This window comes from Guyparkeria sp. (assembly GCF_046540515.1).
Taxonomy (GTDB): domain Bacteria; phylum Pseudomonadota; class Gammaproteobacteria; order Halothiobacillales; family Halothiobacillaceae; genus Guyparkeria.
The window spans coordinates 1-3,194 of sequence record NZ_JBKHFB010000111.1; the positions used below are offsets into that span (position 1 = coordinate 1).

The 3,194-nt window shown below is 68.0% G+C and carries 3 protein-coding genes; 2 read left to right on the forward strand and 1 reads right to left on the reverse strand.

The window, feature by feature from the left end; translation table 11 throughout:
* Nucleotides 1-552: ABC transporter substrate-binding protein (locus ACLFRM_RS09215; protein WP_410755443.1), on the reverse strand; the 552-nt coding region annotated here is incomplete at its 3' end.
* Nucleotides 553-703: 151 nt separating this feature from the next.
* Between ACLFRM_RS09215 and rho the strand changes: the two genes are divergently transcribed.
* Both rho and ACLFRM_RS09225 read left to right on the forward strand, forming a co-directional pair.
* Nucleotides 704-1,960, forward strand: a complete 1,257-nt coding sequence (gene rho / locus ACLFRM_RS09220) for a transcription termination factor Rho (protein WP_410755444.1) — start codon at nucleotides 704-706, stop codon at nucleotides 1,958-1,960.
* Between the two features lie 32 nt (nucleotides 1,961-1,992).
* The coding region (locus tag ACLFRM_RS09225; RefSeq protein ID WP_410755445.1) for a YihY/virulence factor BrkB family protein at nucleotides 1,993-3,194 on the forward strand (1,202 nt) is incomplete at its 3' end.

A 3,194-nucleotide genomic window follows, 5' to 3' on the forward strand; every position in this document is an offset into this window, starting at 1 on the left:
GCCGGTGCCGACCGGTGCGGTCGCGAGGCTCTCGACGCTTTCCGGCGCCACGATCACCGCGTCGCCCCAGGCCATGTTGAACGGGAAGTTGCCGTCCGGGGCCGACAGCGTGACGCGCACGGTCAGCGGGTCCACCACCTCGACGCTCTCGATGCCGGCGAAAAGTGCCTTCTGCGCGTTGGTCGAGTCCTCGGCCCGCGCCCGGTCGAGGGTGAACCTGACGTCCTCGGCATCCATCGTGGTGCCGTCGTGGAAGGTCACGCCGTCCCGCAGGCGGAAGGTGTATTCGGTGGCCTCCGCGTTCGCCTCCCAGCTTTCGGCCAGGGCCGGCACGATGGAGCCATCGGGGGCGAAGCGGGTCAGCCCCACGAAGATGTTGGCATAGACCACCTCGTCGATGGCGGCCGCCGGCCGCCCGCGATGGCCGGCCGTCCGATCGGCTGCCGGGCGGCGGACTTTGCCACCACGCCGCCGCTGCAGTAGCCCGCCGGAGCCCGCCGCACGCGGGCGGGCCCCCGGGACGGCCCTGGGTAGACGAGGCGGGTCGGGCATGCTAGCTTCGTCAGCCAATCAGGTTCCGACACGCCTCAGCGGAGCCTCCCAGGTCCTATCTTTTCGTTGAGACTTTCGATTGCCTGCCGGGCACGTCGTAGTGTGCCCAGTCGCGTTACACCGCCAACCCGTTGAAGCCATAAGAACGCCGATGAATCTGACCGAACTCAAGGCCCAGCCGGCCGCCGAACTGATCAAGCTAGCGCAGGACATGGGCATCGAGAATGTGGCCCGGTCGCGCAAGCAGGACGTGATCTTCGCGATCCTCAAGGCGCGCGCGAAGAAGGGCGAGCACATCTACGGCGGCGGCGTGCTCGAGATCCTCCAGGACGGCTTCGGCTTCCTGCGCTCGGCCGACAGCTCCTACCTCGCCGGCCCCGACGACATCTACGTCTCGCCGAGCCAGATCCGGCGCTTCAACCTGCGTACCGGCGACACCATCACCGGCAAGATCCGCCCGCCCAAGGAGGGCGAGCGCTACTTCGCCATGCTCAAGGTCGACGAGATCAACTTCGGACCGCCGGAGTCGGCCAAGGACAAGGTGCTGTTCGAGAACCTCACGCCGCTGCACGCCAGCACGCGATTCCGCATGGAGCGCGGCAACGGCTCCACCGAGGACATCACCGCGCGCGTGATCGACATCGTCGCGCCGATCGGCAAGGGCCAGCGCGGGCTGATCGTGTCACCGCCGAAGGCCGGCAAGACGCTGATGCTGCAGAACATCGCACAGAGCATCGCGGCCAACAGCCCCGAGTGCTACCTCATCGTGCTGCTCATCGACGAGCGCCCGGAGGAGGTCACGGAGATGGACCGCATGGTGCAGGGCGAGGTGGTGTCCTCGACCTTCGACGAGCCCGCGAGCCGCCACGTCCAGGTCGCCGAGATGGTCATCGAGAAGGCCAAGCGCCTGGTCGAGCACAAGCACGACGTGGTGATCCTGCTCGACTCGATCACGCGGCTCGCGCGCGCGTACAACACGGTCGTGCCCTCCTCCGGCAAGGTGCTGACCGGTGGCGTCGACGCCAACGCGCTCCACCGGCCCAAGCGCTTCTTCGGCGCCGCGCGCAACATCGAGGAGGGCGGCAGCCTGACGATTCTCGCGACCGCCCTGATCGACACCGGCTCGAAGATGGACGAGGTCATCTACGAGGAGTTCAAGGGCACCGGCAACATGGAGCTCCACCTCGACCGCAAGATCGCCGACAAGCGCATCTATCCCGCCATCAACATCAATCGCTCGGGCACCCGCCGCGAGGAGCTGCTCATGGGCCAGGAGGAGCTGCAGAAGAGCTGGATCCTGCACAAGTTCCTCCACTCGATGGAGGACCTCGAGGCGATCGAATTCCTCATCAACCGCATGCAGCAGACGCGAACCAACGACGAGTTCTTCGAGCTGATGAAGCGGTAACCACCCGACCGGACGGCGGGCAGGGGCGGCGCATGGAGCGGTTCCAGCAGCTCTACCGACAGTTCGATGACCGGGTCTGGCAGCGCCCCCTCGACACCCTGCCGAGCTGGCAACGCACCGGCGTCAAGGCCATCCGCCTGGCCATAGCGGTCGCACGCGATCTGGCCGCGGGCCAGCTCACCCTGCGCGCCATGAGCCTCGTGTTCACCACGCTGCTCGCCTTCGTGCCCCTGATCGCCGTCAGCTTCTCCGTGCTCAAGGGTTTCGGCGTGCACAACCAGCTGCGCCCGACGCTGGAGAACTTCCTGTCGCCGCTCGGCGAGCGCGCCGGCGAGATCACCGACAACGTCATCGGCTTCGTCGAGAACATCGAGGTGGGCGTGCTCGGCGCCGTCGGCGTCGCCTTCCTGCTCTACACCGCGATCTCGCTGGTGCAGAAGGTCGAGGAGGCGTTCAACTTCACCTGGAACGTGCCGCAGAGCCGCACGCTCGTGCGCAAGCTGTCCGACTACTTCAGCGTCATGCTGATCACGCCCCTGCTCGCGTTCCTGTCGCTGGGCATCACGGCGACACTGGCCAGCACCGACCTGGTCCAGACGCTGATCGCGATCGAGCCCCTGGGCACGCTCTACCAGTGGGGCACGCGCATGGTGCCCTGGATCCTCGTCATCGCGGCCTTCTGCTTCGTCTACATGCTGATGCCGAACACGCGGGTGCGTCTCGGCCCGGCGCTCATCGGCGCCGCCATCGCCGGCATCGCCTGGGAATCCCTGGGGCATCTGTTCGCCCGCTTCGTCGTCGGCTCGGCGAACTACACGGCCGTCTACTCCGGCTTCGCCATCCTGCTGCTGTTCATGATCTGGCTCTACCTGTCCTGGCTGATCCTGCTCACGGGCTCGAGCATCGCCTTCTACTGCCAGTACCCGCAGTACCTCGTGCGCGGCGGCCGCGACGCATCGCGCCTGGCCCCGGCGCAGCGCGAGCGCCTGGCGCTGGCGCTGATGGCGCTGATCGCCCGCGCGTTCGAGCGGGGTGAACGGGGCCCCGGGGGCGAGCGCCTCAGCCAGGACCTCGGCGTCCCGCTCGAGGCGATCACGGCGACCCTGGCCGCGCTGCGCAGCCGCGGCCTGGTGCGCCTGACCCAGGGCGAGCCGCCCGGCCACGTGCCCGCCCGGCCGCCGGCGTGCATCACGGTCAAGGCGGTGCTCGATGCCGTGCGCCAGGACGGCTGGCA